Source organism: Haloarcula litorea (genome assembly GCF_029338195.1).
In the GTDB taxonomy this organism is placed as follows: domain Archaea; phylum Halobacteriota; class Halobacteria; order Halobacteriales; family Haloarculaceae; genus Haloarcula; species Haloarcula litorea.
This window is the reverse complement of record NZ_CP119779.1, coordinates 2,424,151-2,440,703: the sequence shown is the minus strand read 5'-3', so window position 1 is coordinate 2,440,703 and position 16,553 is coordinate 2,424,151. Positions and strand designations below refer to the sequence as shown.

The 16,553-nt window shown below is 70.2% G+C and carries 20 protein-coding genes; 10 read left to right on the top strand and 10 right to left on the bottom strand.

The window, feature by feature from the left end; translation table 11 throughout:
• Positions 1-3 precede the first annotated feature (3 nt).
• Positions 4-975, bottom strand: a complete 972-nt coding sequence (locus tag P0592_RS13165; RefSeq protein WP_276271358.1) for a phosphoadenosine phosphosulfate reductase family protein — start codon at positions 973-975, stop codon at positions 4-6.
• A gap of 133 nt (positions 976-1,108) precedes the next feature.
• Between P0592_RS13165 and P0592_RS13160 the strand changes: the two genes are divergently transcribed.
• A complete protein-coding gene (locus P0592_RS13160; protein ID WP_276271357.1) occupies positions 1,109-1,714 on the top strand; it encodes a stage II sporulation protein M in 606 nt (201 codons plus the stop codon).
• Positions 1,715-1,744: 30 nt separating this feature from the next.
• On the opposite strand, the gene P0592_RS13155 is transcribed toward P0592_RS13160, so the two are convergent.
• Both P0592_RS13155 and P0592_RS13150 read right to left on the bottom strand, forming a co-directional pair.
• A complete protein-coding gene (locus P0592_RS13155) occupies positions 1,745-2,347 on the bottom strand; it encodes a DUF7110 family protein (protein ID WP_276271356.1) in 603 nt (200 codons plus the stop codon).
• 171 nt (positions 2,348-2,518) lie between these two features.
• Positions 2,519-2,842: a 2Fe-2S iron-sulfur cluster-binding protein gene (locus P0592_RS13150; protein ID WP_276271355.1), complete on the bottom strand. Its 324-nt coding sequence runs from the start codon at positions 2,840-2,842 to the stop codon at positions 2,519-2,521.
• A 102-nt stretch (positions 2,843-2,944) separates the two neighbouring features.
• Between P0592_RS13150 and P0592_RS13145 the strand changes: the two genes are divergently transcribed.
• Entirely contained in the window at positions 2,945-4,318 is a 1,374-nt protein-coding gene (locus tag P0592_RS13145) for a geranylgeranyl reductase family protein (RefSeq protein ID WP_276271354.1), read from the top strand.
• 172 nt (positions 4,319-4,490) lie between these two features.
• Positions 4,491-4,976, top strand: a complete 486-nt coding sequence (locus tag P0592_RS13140; RefSeq protein ID WP_276271353.1) for a type IV pilin domain-containing protein — start codon at positions 4,491-4,493, stop codon at positions 4,974-4,976.
• On the opposite strand, the gene P0592_RS13135 is transcribed toward P0592_RS13140, so the two are convergent.
• Entirely contained in the window at positions 4,977-6,245 is a 1,269-nt protein-coding gene (locus P0592_RS13135) for an amidohydrolase (protein ID WP_276271352.1), read from the bottom strand.
• Between the two features lie 24 nt (positions 6,246-6,269).
• A complete protein-coding gene (locus P0592_RS13130; RefSeq protein WP_276271351.1) occupies positions 6,270-6,602 on the bottom strand; it encodes an uS10/mL48 family ribosomal protein in 333 nt (110 codons plus the stop codon).
• Between the two features lie 170 nt (positions 6,603-6,772).
• Here P0592_RS13130 and P0592_RS13125 point away from each other — a divergent pair, with 170 nt between their 5' ends.
• The 4 genes from P0592_RS13125 to P0592_RS13110 all read left to right on the top strand — a co-directional run bounded on the left by P0592_RS13125 (position 6,773) and on the right by P0592_RS13110 (position 9,651).
• A complete protein-coding gene (locus tag P0592_RS13125; RefSeq protein ID WP_276271350.1) occupies positions 6,773-7,210 on the top strand; it encodes a bis(5'-nucleosyl)-tetraphosphatase in 438 nt (145 codons plus the stop codon).
• A gap of 91 nt (positions 7,211-7,301) precedes the next feature.
• A complete protein-coding gene (locus P0592_RS13120) occupies positions 7,302-7,724 on the top strand; it encodes a hypothetical protein (protein ID WP_276271349.1) in 423 nt (140 codons plus the stop codon).
• Positions 7,725-7,875: 151 nt separating this feature from the next.
• A complete protein-coding gene (locus P0592_RS13115) occupies positions 7,876-8,568 on the top strand; it encodes a DUF4013 domain-containing protein (RefSeq protein WP_276271348.1) in 693 nt (230 codons plus the stop codon).
• Positions 8,569-8,616: 48 nt separating this feature from the next.
• On the top strand, positions 8,617-9,651 hold the full coding sequence (locus P0592_RS13110; RefSeq protein ID WP_276271347.1) for a DUF5787 family protein: 1,035 nt from the start codon (positions 8,617-8,619) through the stop codon (positions 9,649-9,651).
• On the opposite strand, the gene P0592_RS13105 is transcribed toward P0592_RS13110, so the two are convergent.
• Positions 9,652-10,131, bottom strand: a complete 480-nt coding sequence (locus P0592_RS13105) for a DUF5797 family protein (protein WP_276271346.1) — start codon at positions 10,129-10,131, stop codon at positions 9,652-9,654.
• 89 nt (positions 10,132-10,220) lie between these two features.
• Between P0592_RS13105 and P0592_RS13100 the strand changes: the two genes are divergently transcribed.
• From P0592_RS13100 to P0592_RS13090, 3 genes are read left to right on the top strand one after another with little or no spacing between them, the layout of a single operon-like run.
• Positions 10,221-11,795 (top strand): COG1361 family protein, encoded by a 1,575-nt coding sequence (locus tag P0592_RS13100; protein ID WP_276271345.1) that lies wholly within the window; start codon positions 10,221-10,223, stop codon positions 11,793-11,795.
• Positions 11,792-12,490: an ABC transporter ATP-binding protein gene (locus P0592_RS13095; RefSeq protein WP_419181104.1), complete on the top strand. Its 699-nt coding sequence runs from the start codon at positions 11,792-11,794 to the stop codon at positions 12,488-12,490. The genes P0592_RS13100 and P0592_RS13095 overlap by 4 nt, the downstream gene beginning before the upstream one ends.
• Positions 12,483-13,613, top strand: coding sequence for an ABC transporter permease (locus P0592_RS13090; protein WP_276271344.1), 1,131 nt, complete (start codon positions 12,483-12,485; stop codon positions 13,611-13,613). Before P0592_RS13095 ends, P0592_RS13090 begins: the two co-directional genes overlap by 8 nt.
• On the opposite strand, the gene P0592_RS13085 is transcribed toward P0592_RS13090, so the two are convergent.
• The 4 genes from P0592_RS13085 to P0592_RS13070 are packed head-to-tail and all read right to left on the bottom strand — an operon-like array spanning position 13,610 to position 16,543.
• Positions 13,610-13,855: a hypothetical protein gene (locus P0592_RS13085; RefSeq protein ID WP_276271343.1), complete on the bottom strand. Its 246-nt coding sequence runs from the start codon at positions 13,853-13,855 to the stop codon at positions 13,610-13,612. The two genes, P0592_RS13090 and P0592_RS13085, sit on opposite strands and share 4 nt — an antisense overlap.
• Positions 13,856-13,903: 48 nt before the next feature.
• Positions 13,904-14,362 carry a Mut7-C RNAse domain-containing protein gene (locus P0592_RS13080; RefSeq protein WP_276271342.1) on the bottom strand — a complete coding sequence of 153 codons (459 nt, stop codon included), beginning with the start codon at positions 14,360-14,362 and terminating at the stop codon, positions 13,904-13,906.
• A complete protein-coding gene (polX, locus tag P0592_RS13075) occupies positions 14,355-16,091 on the bottom strand; it encodes a DNA polymerase/3'-5' exonuclease PolX (protein ID WP_276271341.1) in 1,737 nt (578 codons plus the stop codon). Before polX ends, P0592_RS13080 begins: the two co-directional genes overlap by 8 nt.
• Complete coding sequence (locus P0592_RS13070; RefSeq protein ID WP_276271340.1) at positions 16,088-16,543, bottom strand: DUF5788 family protein; 456 nt, start codon at positions 16,541-16,543, stop codon at positions 16,088-16,090. The genes polX and P0592_RS13070 overlap by 4 nt, the downstream gene beginning before the upstream one ends.
• Positions 16,544-16,553: the final 10 nt, after the last annotated feature.

Here is a 16,553-nt window from a genome sequence, read left to right as displayed (position 1 = left end):
CGATCACATATAGCCGAGGTCGCGCAGGCGCTCCATCAGGTCCTCCTTGTCCTGGGCGCGGCCGGCGCGCTCGGTCGTGTTCTCCATGTCCTGCAGCCAGGCGGGCTCCTCGGCGGACTTGTCCGTCGAGACCTCGCTGCCCAGCGAGCGGAACCCGGCGAAGTACTTCGGCGAGACGGGCACGTCCTCCTTCTCGATGCCCTCGGGCAGGTCGTCCTGCCCCTGCGGGACGTAGCCCTCGTCGGGGTAGCCCTCGACGGTGTCCGGGACGACGAAGTTCCAGAACGCCTCCCAGACGTCGGCCTCCTTGAACTGGAGGATCGGCTGGATGCGGTCGTGGGGCGGGTAGATGTCGGGGTCGTGGCGCGGCGAGAAGAACGTCTCGTCGGCGCGGGACTCCTGCTCGTCCCAGCGGATCCCCGAGAGGATGCCGTCGACGTCGTACTCCTCGATGGCGTCGTTGAGCGCCACCGTCTTCAGGAGGTGGTTGCCGACGTACGTATCGAGGAGGAACGGGAAGGTGTCCTCCTCGTACTCGAGGATGTTGCGGACGTGGTGCTGGTTGTGCTCCGAGAGGTCGTCGATGGCGATCTCGTCGCCGGGTTCGAGCCCCTGCTCGTCGACGACGTCGCCGACGTCCTCGTTGCGCGCCCAGATGACGTCGAGGTCCCACTCGTCGGCCCAGTGTTTCGTGAAGTCGATGAGCTCGTCGAAGTGCTGGTAGTGGTCGATGAACACGACCGGCGGGACCTCCAGGTCGAACCGGTCGGCGACCTCCTTGACGAAGTACAGCGTCAGCGTCGAGTCCTTGCCGCCGGTCCACATCACGACCGGGTTCTCGTACTCTTCGAGGCCCTGCTTCGTGACCTCGATGGCCTTCTCGATCTTGTGGTTGACCGTGGGGTACTCCTCGGGCTCTTCGCCCTCGCCGTCGGTGTAGTCGACGTCGAGGTAGTCGGGGAACTCGTCGGACATCGTGTAATGAGATATAATTAGCTGTTGTAAGTACTTTTTGGACAGTCGACAGGTTTGGGAGAGGATCGCACACACCGCCCCGTCGGCGACCGGTCGGCACCCTTTTTCACGGTCTCGGCCCTCGTGGTGAACGATGCACGACCGACTCGCCGCCGCGGCGACCGTCTGCCGGCGGTGGCTCGCCCTCTACGTCCCCGTCGCCGCCCTGGTGTTCGGCGCGAGTACGCTCGCCGGCTTCCTGCTGGGGAGCGCGATCCCGATCGAGTCGCTCCCGACGCCCGAGGCGGGCGGCTCGAACCCCTTCTTCCCGGACCGGCTCACCACCGTCTCCATCGCGGTCAACAACCTCCGCGCGATGCTGGTGATGCTGCTCGGCGCGGTGTCGATCGGCATCGTCACGGTCTTCGGCCTCGTCCTGAACGGCCTGCTGATCGGCGTCGTCGTGGCGCTGGCGGTTCAGGAGCTGTCGCCGGTGGTGGTACTGGCGCTGCTGGTCCCTCACGGGGTCATCGAGATCCCGGCGCTGCTGGTCGTCGCGGCCGTCGGCCTCCGGTTCGCCCGCTTGACGGTCCGATACCTCAGAGGGCTGGAGGAGGAACTCGTGACGCGGCGGGACCTCCGGGAGGCCGGGTGGCTGGTCGCCGTCGCCGCGGTGCTGATACTCGTCGCCGCCTACGTCGAGGCGACGGTGACGCTGGAACTGGCCGATCGGGTCGCCGGCGGTGAACTGACCGTCTGAGACTGCGCGGAGAAGCGGTGGCGGCGGGGTTCAGCTGATGAACTCGTTGTCGCGCCAGTTGACGCCGTCTTCCTCGTCCTCGTCGGCGGGGTCCTCGACGACGTTGATGGAGGCGGGCCGTTCCTCGCCGTCGACGATGCGGACGGCCTCGAGGGACTCGTCGACGGAGGCGATGGCGGTCAGCGTCCCCTTCTCGGCGATCTTCGCGACCTCGCAGAGCACCTCGAACATCTCGTACTGGAGGGCGGTGTTCTGGAGGACGGTCTCGCGGTCGCCCTTGAAGCAGGCGTACTCGACGAGTTCTGACTCGATCTCCTCCTCTTCCTCTTCGAGCGCGCCCCACTGCGGGCCACCGCCCGACGATCCGACGCTGGCCGCACCGGGCGGCCCCATCTCGTCGGGGTCCTCCTCGTACACCCGGTTCTCCGTGACGCTGGCCTTCAGTTGGGCTGTCGGGGTGTACTTGCTGATGCTGTCGTCCTCGGCGACGGCGCTGACGATGAGCGTGTTGTTCCGGCGGGTGATGTCCACGTCAGCGATCTCGGGTGGGAGGTCGGGGTCTTCGAAGAAGTCGTACGCGTCTTCCAGTGGCAGTTCGAGTGTCGAGTGGAGTCTGTATACACGGCTGGTCATGGTTGGGAAGTGTGTCGTCGACGGCCCTCCGCTGACGCTGTCGTCACCCCATATAGGACCCACCGACATATATGGTCTGCCCTTCGGCCCGATGGCGGTCGCTGCGGGCTCGTTCGCGGCGGCCAGTCCCTCGAGCGGAAAATTACGCCGCTCTCGGGAGCGGATCGCCGGTCAGTCGTCCGCCGCGGCGGGATCGCCCCGGCCCTCCGACTCGATGCTCGGGGGGTACTCGCCGCGGTCGAGCCGCAGGTCCGACGCCGGGCGGGCCATACACGTCAGGGCGTACTCCTCCCGCTCCCGTTCGGTGAGTCCGCGAGCGGCCGGCTGGACGACCTCGCCCTCGACGATCTCGGCCGAGCAGGCGAGACACATCCCCACCCGACAGGAGTACTCCTGGGCGATGCCCTCCTCGATGCACCGCGACAGGATCGTGTCCTTGTCGGAGACGGTGATCGTCTCGCCCGTCCCGACGAACTCGACGGTGTAGTCGGTCATACCCCCGCGTTCGGAACCCCCCGGCAAAACTCTTTATTCCCGTCGCGACCCCGCGTTCCGGCAGTCGGAACGATTTTCTCTCTGGGGTTAGGACGGGCGAGCATGACCACACGCGAGTACGACGTGACCGTCGTCGGGGCGGGCACGTCGGGCTGTTACGCCGCGGCGACGCTGGCCGACGCCGGCTACGACGTCGTCGTCGTCGAGCGGAAAGACGCGGAGGAGGCGGGCCACATCGCCTGCGGAGACGCGCTGAAGGGGGCCAGCGACTTCCCCGAGGCCATCCCGAAGTCCCAGCTGGAGCCGGCGTTCACCAACACCGGCGTCGACCACGGCCGCTTCGAGATCCCCCAGGAGGACACCGTCCTCGAGATCCCGGTGCCCGGCGAACTCGCCGTCATCGACCGCTGGGAGTACGGCCGCTGTCTCATCGAGGGGGCGGAAGACGCCGGCGCGGAGTTCCACTACGACACGGTCGTCCAGAACGTGCGACAGGCCGACGACGGCACCGTGACCGGCGTCGATGCGACGCGGAAGGGCGAGCCGGTCACCTACGAGTCCGAACTGGTCGTCGACGCCGCCGGGGCGCTGTCGCTCCTGCAGGACAAGGTCGACTTCGACGGGAGCACCTTCGACACCAACGTCCAGTACTCGCAGTTCTGCTCGGCCTACCGGGAGATCATCGAGGTCGAGGAGCCGGTCGAGTGGGACGACGCCCTCGTGTTCAAGCCCACCGACCGGTCGGCGGGCTACCTCTGGTACTTCCCGCGGACCGACACGGAGATCAACGCCGGCCTGGGCTTCCAGATGAACGAGGAGCCGATGGAGCTGGTCGACGACCTGAAGGCCGACCTCCAGGGTCGCGAGGAGTTCGACGGCGCTGACGTCACGGACAAGCTCGGCGCGGCGCTGCCGACCCGCCGACCCTACGACTCGGCGGTCGCACCGGGCTACCTGGCCGTCGGCGACGCGGCGGGCCACGTCAACCCCACCACCGGCGGCGGCATCGCCGGGGCGGCCTACGCCGGCAAGTACGCCGCCGAGCAGGCCATCGAGGCCATCGAGGACGGGCGCGCGGACGACGAGGCCGCGCTCTGGGAGTACAACGTCAACGTGATGGACCACTTCGGCGCTCGCTACGCCGCCCTGGACGTCTACAACATCTTCACGACGGCCTACGACGTCGACGACCTGATGGGGCTGCTGGCCGCGCTGCCGGCGACGAACCTCGCCGAGGCGCTGTACTCCGGCTCGACGGACGTGGGGCTGGGCCTGAAGATCAAGACGGCCGTCAAGAGCGTCGGCCACTGGGGCACGATCTACGACCTCTACCAGACGAAGAACCTGGCCGACCGCCTGCTCGACCACTACGAGGACTACCCCGAGGACCCCGCGGAGTTCGGCCGGTGGCAGGACGAGCGCGACGCCATCATGGACGACGTCTACGAGGTCACCGGGGCGGACGCCAAGTACTGAGCGGTTCGGCGCTGCTCGTCGTGAACGACTCGCCGTCCACCTTGTTGTCAATCGGTACAAACGTTTATACCGGATACTGACAGAGTGTTATGGTAGACGCGCCGCACGCGGGGGCGTGACGAGGGGTCGGGCGGATCGACGGGAGCCGCGAGTGCGGGGTGTGGGGGAAACGATGCAGGGACAGAGCCACCTGCCCGGGCAGCGAGGGCTGTCGCCGGTCGTCGGCGTCGTCCTGCTGATCGGGATCACGATGCTGCTCGCGGCGACGACGGCGACGGTCCTGTTCGGCCTCGGCGAGGACGCGCGCGAGCGGGCCACGCCACAGGCGGCGTTCGACTTCGACTACGACGCGAGCGGGGCCGACGCGCTGGCGATCACGCACGCAAGCGGCGACACCGTGACGGCGGGGCGGCTGTCGGTGGTCGTACGCGACGCGACGGCGGCGGGGGACCCGAACGGTCGGTACCCGTTCGAGCAGTTCGGCTCACTCGGCGCGAGCGCGGCCGTCGCCGCCGGCCACGGCGTGACCGTCACCGGGGCGACGCCGATCGGCGTCTCGGACCTCGATCTGAGCGGAGCGACCGTCGCCGTCGTGTGGCACGCGCCCAACGATCGGCGGACGGTCACGCTATCGAGTTGGACCGGCCCCCGGGGCTGACTACCAGCAGCGGTCGACGGCCCCCGCCAGGGTGTCGACGCCGACGGCGAGGGTCCGCTCGTCCACGTCGAACGTCGGCGTGTGGTGACCGCCGGGGTGGTCGGTGCCGACGCCCACGTAGCAGGCCAGCCCGCCGCGCTCCTGGACGCGGGCCATCAGGTAGGTGGCGTCTTCGCTGCCGCCGAGTTCGTCGGTCCGCAGTCGCGACGTGACGCCGGTCGTCCCGCCGGCGGCCTCGTAGACGTACTCGGCGAGTTCGTCGTCGCTCTCGGCGCTCGGGGCCTCCGCGGTCGTCCGGATCTCGGCCTCGCAGTCGTGCATCTCGGCGGCGCTGTGGACGACGGTGTCGACGCGGTCGCTCATGTACTCCTTGAGGTGGGTCGTCTCGCCCCGGACCTCCCCCTCGATGCGGGCGGACTCGGGGACGATGTTGGTCGCGGTCCCGCCCTCGACGACGCCGGCGTTGACCCGCGTGTCGCCGTCGCCGTGCCGGCGGATGGCGTGCATGTTCTGGACCGCGGTCGCCAGCGCCTGGACGGCGTCTCGGCCCTGCGCGGGGTGGCCGCCGGCGTGGGCCGTCTCGCCGGTGAACGTCACCTCGAACTGCCGCACGGAGAGGAACCCCCCGACGCCGGCGACCACCTCGCCGGTCGGGTGGTCCAGCCCGACGTGGACGGCGTAGAGGCGGTCCACGTCGTCCAGCACGCCGCTCTCGGCGACGGCCTTCCCCCCGCCGATGACCTCCTCGGCGGGCTGGAACAGGACGTGGAACGTCCCCGCGAAGTCGCTCTCGGCGACGGCTTCGAGGACGCCGACGCCGATGGCCGCGTGGGCGTCGTGGCCGCAGGCGTGCATATACCCCTCGTTGTCCGAGCGAAAGCCCGCGTCGGCGGGGACGTGGCTCGTCTCGTCGGACTCGGTGATCGGGAGGGCGTCGATGTCGACCCGCAGCGCGACGGTCGGTCCCTCGCCGCGCTCGATCGTCGCGAGCGCGCCCGTGAGTCCGCCGACGCACTGATCGAGCACGTCCTCCCGGGCACCGGCCTCGCGGGCGCGTTCGTGCCAGTCCGCGAGCGTCTCGTCGTCGGGGACGGCCATCCGCGCCTCGTCGTCGAGGATCTCGGGGCCGACGCGCAGGTCGTCGACGCCGATCCGCTCGACTTCCTCGACGATGCGGCTGGTCGTGTAGAACTCGCACCACGCGGGCTCGGGGTGGCTGTGGAGGGCTCTGCGGAGCGCGACGAGTCGGTCGTGTCGGGCCTCGTCCATACCGGCCGAAGGACCCGGGGGGACTTATGCCCCGCTCCCCGGCGGCGTGCGGCGCTCGACCTCGACCTGGACGCGGATGCCCGGCGGGAGCTGTTCGGCGGTCACCTCGCGGGCGAACTCGTCGTGGCCGACGATGTTGAGGACCCGCTCGTAGACGGTGTAGCTCCACGGCTCGAAGGAGCCGCCGTCGGGACCAAGCGTCTTGGACTGTGGAACTCGGAGCTTCGTGACCGGTTCCTGCTGTGGCCCCTCCAGTTCGACGCCGCGGCGCTCGGCGCGCTCTTTGATGTCCGCCACGACGTCGTCGAGGCGGTGTCGGTCCCCACTGGTCAGGGTGAGAGTCGTGACGAACGGCATCTGGTCGGGTTGTCGCCCGCGCGGAGTAAAAGGCTCTCCGCTTCGCTCGCCACCACTCCCGCCGGCCGGGTCACGGGGCCGGCTCCTCGGCGTGTGAGGGAGCGCTCGGCGGGACGGCCCTGCCGCGTGCTCCGATATTCACTTAAGTCCCGCCGTTGTAAAAAGGAGTAATGATAGAGGCCACGAGCGCGGGAGCCATCCTCTTTCGCGATACGCGTGGCCGGCGGGAGTACCTGCTGCTCAAGAGCCGCCCCGGCGACTGGGAGTTTCCCAAGGGCGGCGTCGAGGGTCAGGAGGAACTCCAGCAGACCGCCATCCGCGAAGTGAAAGAGGAGGCCGGGATCGACGACTTCCGGCTCTTGGACGGTTTCCGCGAAGACTACGACTACGTGTTCGAGGCGAACGGCAACACCATCCACAAGACGGTCCACCTGTTCATCGCCCGGTCCTTCGAGGCGTCGGCCGAACTGTCGACCGAACACCGGGACCTGCAGTGGCGCGACTACGAGCAGGCCGTCAACACCGTCACCCAGGACGGCCCCCGCGAGATACTGGAGGAGGCCCACGAGTTCCTCGACGAGAAGCTCGAAGAGGAAGCCGAGGAGTGAGCGCCGCAGCCGGTCGGTATCGCCGGCGTCGAGTGGATACGCTGTCTCCCCGGAATCTTTTTGTGTGAATCCGTAGACCCACAAATTAGATATGATACTCGGGTTCGACGAGGACGCGTTCAAGAAATCGGTCGGTGTCGTCTTCGCCGTCCTCCTGTTAGTCGGATTCGTCCCGATCATCGGCGACCTGATCCGGCTCGTCCCCACGATGAAAGAGATCGCCCTCGGGGCGGTCGTCGTCGCGATGTTCACGAGTATCGCGGACACCACCGAGGGGATCAAGTTCGCCCTCGTCACCGGGATGATCGCCGCCGTCCTGTTCAACCTCGTCTACATCCCCGCGCAGTTCGTGCTCGGGGGCCTCCTCAGCGCGACCGGCGGAACCGAAGGCGCTGCGGGGATGGCGATGATGGCCGGGTTCGGCGCGCTGACCAACCTCGTCGGACTCGTGTTCTTCTCGCCCGTCGGGTACACCATCGGCGGCGTCATCGGGGCCTACCTCAACGAGGACTGAGCCGCGGTCGCCGAGGGTGCCGTGCGCAGCCCGCCGGCCGGGTGCTGTCGGATACACCGAAATATACGCTCTCGTTTACTTTCCTCTACCCGACACTATTGTCGTCAAATTTATGTGATATTGGGGTGAGCCTTACACAGAGGTTCCAAAGATGCTCGAAGACGGACTCTCGTACCCGATGGAAGGCGACAGCTGGATCGCGCGGATACTGATCGGCGGCGTACTGCTGTTCCTCTCGTTTCTCGTCGTCCCGATATTCATCTTCCAGGGCTACCTGCTGCGGGTCCTGGGCGATACGGTCCGCGGTGAGAGCGAGCCCCCGGAGTGGGACGACTGGGGCGGCCTCGTCGTCGACGGCCTGAAGGCGACGGTCGTCGCGTTCGTCTACTCGATCATCCCCATCGCCGTCATCGGCGGGATCGGGGTCGTACTGCTCGGCGCGGGCAGCGCCGCCGGCGGTGACGGAGGCGGCATCCTCGCCGGCTTCGGGCTGTTGACGGTCCTGCTCGCCATCCCGGTGTTCTTCCTCATCTACCTGCTCGTCCCGGCCGCGCTGGCGAACATGGCCGTCGAGGGGTCCCTCGGGGCGGCGTTCGACCTCAATCTGCTGAAAGACGTCGTGTTCACCGCCGATTACCTCGTCGCGGTCCTGATGCCCATCGTCGTCGGTATCGCGGTCAACATCGTCACGCAGGTGCTCGCGATCACCATCGTCGGACTGCTGCTGGTGCCTTTCATCACCTTCTACGGACAGGTCGCCGTCTTCCGGATGTTCGGCCTGGCGTTCGCGAACCAGACGGACGGATCGAGCGGTGGCGCGACCGGCACGACCGCGACGGTCTGAGGCGACGCCACCGTCGTCGTTTTTAACGTCTGCCGGCCAACCGGTAGTGTGGACCGTGCCGACTCCGAGTTCGCCTTCGAACTGCGTGTCTGCCAGTGGGCCGAGCGGTCGTGGGAGCCCGAGCGAGCCGACTCCGCGGTGCTGGTCGCCCGCCAGCTGGGCACCAGACGCCGCCGCTGGGACACCGTCGTCATAGAGTGTGATCCCGCGGGCCTGCGCCGGCGGGCCGCGTTCGGTCCAGAGGCGCTGGACTCGGACCTGTTGCACGTCGTCCGCCACGCCCCCGCGGAGTGGAGCTACTACCGCGACGCACTGCCGGACCCCGGCTACCCGTGGCGGTACGTCCGGGAGGCGATCCACGCGGCGGCCGACTGCGACGCCGTCGAGTCGCGCAAGCGCGGCAACCGGATCGAGATCCGGCGTCGCCACCGCTACCCCGACTGGGCCCGGCGGATCGTCGCCGTCGAGAACAAGCCGGACCTCTCGGCGAGCGCCGCCCGCGACCTGGCCGACCAGCTCGAACGCGACGTGGCCCTGGGACTGGCCGACGAGGTGTGGGTCGCGACCGCGTCGACCGACGAGCGCGTCGAGCCGATCCTGCTCGCCGACCTTCCCTCGGGGGCCGGCGTCCTGACCGTCGACACGGACGAGGGGACCGCCGAGGCCGTGTGGCAGCCGCGCTCGCTCGACCCGTCCGAGCCGGGGACCCGCGTCCTCGACCGGCCCGAGGACGGCCGGAGCGCGGCCCGCTTCGAGTACGCCGACCCCGAGTGGAAGGCCGAGAAGCGCCGCGTGATCGCCGAGCGCGCCTACGCCCGCGGGTGGCGTGCCTACGCGGACACGATGCGACCCGACTGCCGGCACTTCGCACTCGAACGAGCGGAGAGCGGGGTCTACCCACGCTGTGGGGCCAAGGAGAAGACGCCGACACAGAGCGAGTGTCGCGGCGGCTGTCCGGCGTTCGAGCCGGAACCCCCGGCCTGGCGGGCGGAGGGGTGGCCGATCGAGGGCGGCCCGGGGAGCGCGATCAAGCGACTGCTGGCGCGCCGCCGCCGCCGTCGCCGGCCCGGGCTGGAGGAGTAGTCAGTCCTCGACGACTTCGACGTCGACGTCCTCGCGCGCGACCGCCAGCCGGAACGTCGGGACCGTCTTCTGGACCACCTCGACGATCCCCTTGTCCGCGAGGCTGCGGAGCGCCGATCGCACCTCGTCGACCTCGGGGTCCTCGCCGGCCTCGCGCAGCGCGTGCAGCACCGAGACGACGCTCTGACTCTCCGCGTCCGGCCCCGCGATCACCTCCGTCACGCGGGCCTGCAGCGGCGAGACCGTCACCGTCTGGACCCGGTCGGACCCCTCGCCGTCGACCAGCTCCGTCGCCTCCGGCGTCGCACAGATGAGGCTGTCCTCGTCGCGGTAGTAGTACTCCTTCAGCTCGGACTCGAGGTACTGGTGGACCTCGCTCCCGCTGTCCATCCCCCACAGCTCCTGGAGTTCGCCGTTCTTCGTCGGCTGGTGGGCGACGACGTCGGCCAGTCGCTCGCGGGCCTCCTCCGAGAGGGTCATCGCTCGACCCTAGCGCGGTGGGTGTTACAAGCGTTCTGGAATGGACGACCAGCGAAGGTATTTCTCTCTCCAACCCCTTGCGCGTGTAGATGTCCCGTTCCCGGCTCGGTCCCGTCCTCGTGGCCGCCCTCGTCGTCGTCGCCGTCGCACCGCTGACCGCTGTCGGCCCGGCCGCGGCCGCCGACGCTCGCCTGACGCTGACCGACGCGACGGTCACGCCCGGGACCCCCACGACCGGCGCACCGATCACCGCCGAGCCGACGGTGCGGCTCTCGGCGGGGAGCAACACGTCGCTCGCCCTCGACAGCGTCCGCGTCGTCCGGCCGGCCGCCGGCACGGAGCCGCGGGTCCTCGGCAACGCGACCGACCTCGGGACCCTCTCGCCCGGCGAGACGCTGACGGTGCCGGTGACGTTCACCGTCGACGCGCCGCGAGTGTACGACCTCGAACTGGTCGTCGTCGGCACCGACAGCGACGGCGACACGGTCCGGGCGACACGGCCGCTGACGGTCGGCGTCGAGCGCGGCGCGCCGCAGGTCGAGCTGCGGGCCGAGCGGCTGGTCGCGGGTGCCGACTCCCCCGTGACGGCGGTCGTCTCGAACCCGACGACCGGGCCGCTCCGCGGGATCGAGGTCGTCGTCACCGACCCCGAGACCGGCGAGCGGACCCGCCGGACGGTCGCGAGCCTCGCCGCCGGCGCGTCGGAGACGCTGAACCTCTCGGTCCGGCCGGCCGAGGCGGGCGAGGGGACCCTGGCCGTCAGGACGACCTACACCACGCCGGTCGGCGTCGAGCGGACCGCGGCCTTCGGCAAGAACGTCACCGTCGATCCGCCGACGACGGACGTGGGCGTCAGGGCCGGTCCCGCACAGCAGGACGACACCGACCAGGTCGCGGGCGGGCTCTCGGGACTCGTCGGGGGCGGTGCGAGCGCGCTGCAATCGCAGTCCAGTGACGACGAGCGGAGCGCCCGCGAGTCCCGCGTCGACGTGACGGTGACGAACTTCGGGAACGTCCCCGTCGAGGACGTCGTCGTCCGCGGGGAGACGCCCGACGGGGAGCCACTGGACGCCGTCGGCCGGCTGTCCGTGGCCGACGCCCTCGAACCGGGCGAGTCCGGGACCGTGACCGTCGACCTCTCGCGCGTGTCCGCGACCGACGGCGTCCGGTTCGTAGCGGCTTACGACGAGCCGTCGGGCCGGGCGACGAACGCGACGCTGTACGGCTACAGCGCGGCCCGCGGGAACGCCACGCTGACCGGACTCGACGTGCGCGTCGACGACGAGGGCCGCGTCACCGTCGACGGCAACCTCGCCAACACCGGCGACGGCGAGGTCGGGAGCGCCGTCGTCGCGGTCGCGCCGACGGAGTTCGTCAGCCCCGCGTACCCCCAGCGGACGTACTTCGTCGGCTCCGTCGCCGCCAGCGAGTTCGCGCCGTTCGAGCTGACGGCGCAGGCCGACGCGGCGAACGCGACCGAACTCACGGTCCGGCTGACCTACAGCGACGGGGGCGAGCGCGTCGTCGACACCGTCACGGTCCCCCTGCCGGCCGCGGACGGGACCGACCGCGGGAGCCCGACGCAGTCGCTGGGCGTCGCGCTGGTGCTGACCCTCGGCCTGGTCGCCACTGCGGCCGTCACGGTGTATCGACGCAGACGATGACCGCGACGCAACCGCGCGCGGAGCGGGCCGTGCCGCCGCTGCGGCTCGTCGACGTGACCAAGCGGTACGACGGGGGCGGCGGCCGGGTGACCGCGCTCTCGCACGTCGACTTCGCCGTCGCGCCCGGGGAGGTCGTCGCCGTCGTCGGCCCCAGCGGCAGCGGCAAGAGCACGATGCTGAACCTCCTGGGCCTGCTCGACGACCCGACGGAGGGGCGGGTCGACCTCCGGGGACGGCCAACCGTCGGCCTGACCGAGCGCGAGCGGACCGACGCCCGCAGGGAGTCGCTGGGGTTCGTCTTCCAGGACTTCCACCTGCTGCCGACGCTGACGGCCCTGGAGAACGTCCGCCTGCCGACGGCGTTCCTGCCGACTGACGCCACCGAGCGGGCCGAGAGCTTGCTGACGCGGGTCGGCCTCGGCGACCGAACCGACCACACGCCCGACGAGCTCTCCGGCGGGCAGAAACAGCGCGTCGCCGTCGCCCGCGCCCTGATAAACGAGCCCGCGGTCCTGCTGGCCGACGAGCCGACCGGGAACCTCGATCGGGACACCGGCCGGCGGATCCTCGACGAGTTCCGCCGCATCGCCGACGAGGACGGGGTCGGCGTCGTCGCGGTCACGCACGACGACCTCGTGACGGAGTACGCCGACCGCACCGTCGAACTCGTCGACGGGGTGATCCGCCGTGAGTAGGCAGTTCCCCGCGCTGTCGCTGGCCCGCCGGAACCTCACGCGCCAGCGACTGCGGGCGGCGCTTGCGGCACTCGGTATCGTCATCGGCGTCTTCGCCGTCGTGACGCTCGGGCTGCTGGGCAACGCACTGAGCGTCGCCGCGGCGGAGGAGCTGGGCGGGCTCGGCAATCAGGTCATCGTCAGCCCGGCCGAGGGCAGCGGGGACGAGACCCTGGACTCCCGGGACCTCGCGGCCGTCCAGCGGGCGGCCGACGGGCGGGGCACCGTCGTCCCGCTGAAGACCACCGGGGCGTCGGTCAGCGCCGACGGCGGACAGACGGTCGCGCAGGTGTACGGCACCGACCGGCCGCGGGCGCTGTTCGGCTCGGGCAACGGGACCGTCCCGGCCGTCCACCGCCAGGGAGCGATCGTCGGTGCCGAGGTCGCCGAGTCCCTCTCCCTGCGGTCCGGCAGCCGGATCACCGTCGAAGGCAACGAGTACCGGGTGTTCACCGTCCTCCCGGAGATCGACGCCATCTCGCCGCTCCAGGCCGACTCGGCGGTGATCCTCCCGCCCGACGAGTTCGCCACGACCGGCTACTCACAGGTGGTCGTCCAGGCCGACTCCGCGGCCGACGCCCGGGCGGTGGCCGACGGCGTCGACCGGCGGCTCAACGTCCGCCAACAGCGGGTCAGCGTCTTCTCGCTGACGAGCGTCCTCGACCAGATCAGCGAGTTCTTCGACCTCCTGAACGGGTTCCTGCTGGCCGTCGCCGGCGTCTCGCTGGTCGTCGCCGGCGTCAGCATCTTCAACGTGATGCTGATGACCGTCTCCGAGCGGCGCGGCGAGATCGGCGTCCTCCGAGCGGTCGGCGTCCACCGCAAGCAGGTCCTGCGGACGCTGCTCGTCGAGGCGACGCTGCTCGGCGTCGTCGGCGGTGCGCTGGGCGCGCTCCTCGGTACCGCGACCGTCGTGATCGTCGCGACGCAGACGGAGCTGCCGCTGTCGGCGGTGTTGCTGCCGGGCAACGCCGTCGTGCCGCTGGGCGCGTTCGGGTTCGGCGTCCTCGTCGCCCTGGTCGGCGGTCTCTACCCGGCCTACCGGGCCGCTTGGGAGCCGCCCGTGGAGGCGCTACGGGGCTAGAGGTCGCGGGCGACCCGCAGTTCCGAGTCGGTGACGGTCTCGACGGCGTTGGCGGGGACCTCGATGTCGTCGTCGTCCGCGTCGCCGTAGCCCAGCCCCTGGACGACGGCCTCGGCCACGTCCGGCTCGGGTTCGACGTAGGCGACCTGCTCGTCGGGGTCGACCTCGGTCACGATGCCGATCTGTTCGCCCTCCTGATCCATCAGGAACTTCCCCTCGTCGGCTGTCGACAGGACGGACATACGGGTCGGACCTCGGCCGGCCGGAACAAATAACCCCGGCTCCGGCGGTCACAGATCCGCGACCGTGTCGGCAACGTCGTCCCAGTGGCTCCCCCGCCAGAAGTGCTGGCCGCAGTCCCGACACCGCCAGACCGTCTCCTCGGCGGGGTCGGGCGCGTAGTCCGGCGTCGGCTCGGTGCGGTCGACGCGCTCGACGGGCGCGTTGCAGGTGCCACACCGGCTCGGCTCCTCCGCGAGGGTCAGCGGGAACCCGGCGGCGGCCAGTTCCCGGAGCTGGTCCTCCACCTCACGCTCGGTCAGCAGGACGGCGTCCTCGGCAGTCCGTGCCAGTCGCTCGTCGCGGGTGACGAGGCGGCGGCCCTCGGTGTTTGACAGCGCCAGCAGGTCCTCGTCGGATTCGGCCCCACGGTCCATCGCGTAGGCGGCGTCGTACCCGCACATCCGGAGGTACGTCGCCAGCTTCCCGAGCATCGTGTCCAGCAGGAGCGGCGGGCGTGACTCAGTCATCGAGGAACTCCCGGACGCCCTCTGGGTCCCGCGTGTTCAGGACGTCTCCAGCCTCGGCCCAGCCGCGGCGGGCGGTGTGGACGCCGAAGCGGATCTGGTCGAAGCTCCCGGGGCTGTGGGCGTCGGTGTCGATCGCGACGGTCGCGCCGGCCGCGACGGCCTGTTTGACCGCCGCACCGGAGAGGTCGAGCCGCTGCGGGCTCGCGTTGACCTCCAGCGCCGTCCCGTGGTCGGCCGCGACCTCGGCCAGTCGCTCGACGTCGACGTCCAGCCCCGGCCGTCGGTTCAGGAACCGCCCGGTCGGGTGGCCGATGACGTCGACGTGTGGGTGTTCGGCGGCCGCGACGAGTCGGTCAGTGCCGTCGCCGTCCAGGGCCGCGTGGGGCGAGGCGACGACGAGGTCGAGTTCGGCGAGCAGGTCGTCGTCGACCGAGACGCTCCCGTCCGCGGCGACGTTGGCCTCGACGCCGGTGAACACCTCGATCTCGGCGTCCGCGGCGACCGCCCGGACCTCGTCGATCTGCTCGCGCAGGTCGTCGTCGGTGACCCCGACCCCGCCGACCATCCCGGGCCCGGTCGCGTGATCGGTGATCGCGAGGTAGTCGTGGCCGAACGCGGCTGCCCCCTCGACCATCTCCGCGACGGTGTTGCTCCCGTCGGACCACTCCGTGTGGGTGTGGAGGTCGCCGCGCACGTCGTCCTCCCCGAGCAGGTCCGGGAGGGTCCCCTCGGCGGCGGCGGCCACCTCGCCGCGGTCCTCGCGGAGCTCCGGCGGCACCCACGTCATATCGAGCGCGTCGTAGACGCTCTCCTCCGTCTCGCCGGCCACTCGCTCGCCGGCCCGCTGGTCGTCGTCCTCGCCCTCGGAGACGTCGAACACCCCGTACTCGTTGACCTTCAGGTCCCGCTCGATGGCGCGGTTCCGGACCGCGACGTTGTGCTCCTTGCTGCCGGTGAAGTACTGCAGCGCCGCCCCGAACTCCTCGGGGACGACCACGCGCAGGTCCACGCGCACGTCGCCCGCGTAGACGCTGGCCTTCGTCTCGCCGGCCTCGATCACCCGGTCGACCTCGGGCCAGTCGGTGAAGGCCTCGACGACGGCCTCGTCCTCGTCGCTGGCGGCCAGCACGTCCACGTCGCCGATGGTGGGCTTCCAGCGGCGGATGGAGCCGCCGAGCGCCGCGCGCTCGACGGCCCCGACGTCCCGAAGGTACGCCTCGACCTGCTCGCCGTAGGGCCGGGCCTCGCCCAGCAGTGAGCGTGCATGAGCCTCGCGTGCGAAGTCGACGTTGTCGAGGATGTTCTCCTCGGTCTTGGGGCCGAAGCCCTTCACCTCCCGTATCTCGCCGGCCTCGGCCGCGGCCTCCAGTTCGTCCAGCGTGGTGATCCCGAGTTCCTCGTACAGCGTCCCGACCGTCTTGGGGCCGACCCCCTCGACGGCGGTCAGGGCGTCCATCTCGACCGGAAGCTCCGAACGGAGTTCGTCGAGCTCCGCGATCTCGCCCGTCTCGACGTACTCGACGACCTTCGCCGAGATGGCGTCGCCGACCCGGTCGATCTCGCCGACGGCGTCCTCGCCCTCGGCGGCCAGCCCCTCGATCGCGCCGGGGTACTCGCGGATGTTCTCGGCGGCCCGCCGGTAGGCACGGGGCTTGTACTCGACGCCGTTCGCCTCCAGGAGGTCCGCGAACTCCTCCAGTCGGTCGGCGATCTCGTCGTTCCGGCTCATCGTCGCCCCCGTCCGGCCCGGCCGGTGCCCGAGTCCGCGTCTTCGTGGCCCAACGCCTTCCGCAGGAACTTCATCCAGCGCTTCTTGTCGGCGGCCTCCTGTGCCTGAGCCTCCTGTTCGATATTCGCCGCCCCGAGCTGTTCCAGCGCGTTCAGCGCCCGGTCGATACCGATGATGGCCGTCGCCAGTTCCTGGCCGCGCTCGTAGCTGACCGCCCCCTCCTCCAGCAGGTCCCTGCGTTCGCGGCGCTCGCGTCGGAGGTTCTTCTTCGCAGTCTCGACGCGTTCGCGTTCGCCGGGCGGGACGGTGTCTCGGCGCTTGATCTCGAAGACGAACGACCGGAGGTCGATCTCCTCGCCCTGGACGGTGATCTCGTCGGGGATCTCGGCTCCGATGGTCGCACCGTCCCGTTCGATGCGCTCCAGCAGTTGTTTGCGCTCGAACTCTTGCACTATCGGCCCG